The sequence below is a fragment of the Nostoc sp. NZL genome (genome assembly GCF_015714705.1).
In the GTDB taxonomy this organism is placed as follows: domain Bacteria; phylum Cyanobacteriota; class Cyanobacteriia; order Cyanobacteriales; family Nostocaceae; genus Nostoc; species Nostoc foliaceum_A.
The window spans coordinates 1-415 of the sequence record NZ_WBKL01000193.1 but is presented as its reverse complement, the minus strand read 5'-3'; the positions used below and the strand labels follow the sequence as shown (position 1 = coordinate 415).

The 415-nt window shown below is 46.0% G+C and carries 1 protein-coding gene; it reads left to right on the top strand.

What is annotated here, in order from left to right; translation table 11 throughout:
• Positions 1 to 415 (top strand): tetratricopeptide repeat-containing protein (locus F8R90_RS28250; protein ID WP_196513441.1); only part of this gene is annotated, 415 nt, incomplete at both ends.

The following is a 415-nucleotide window of genomic DNA, read 5'->3' as shown; positions in this document are numbered from 1 at the left end:
GATGCCGAACCTTTGTATATCCAAGCTTTGGAAATGACAAAACGCCTGCTTGGGGATGAACACCCCTCTGTGGCAACTAGCCTGAATAATTTGGCAGCACTCTACGATTCACAGGGAAGATACAGTGAAGCTGAACCTTTGTACATCCAAGCTTTGACGATGAGAAAACACTTTCTGGGAGATGAACACCCTTCTGTGGCAACTAGCCTGAACAATTTGGCAGAACTCTACCGTTCACAGGGAAGGTACAGCGATGCCGAACCTTTGTACATCCAATCTCTGGACATGATAAAACGCTTGTTGGGAGATAAACACCCCGCTGTGGCAACTTGCCTGAACAATTTGGCATTACTCTACGATTCACAGGGAAGATACAGTGAAGCTGAACCTTTGTACATCCAAGCTTTGACGATGA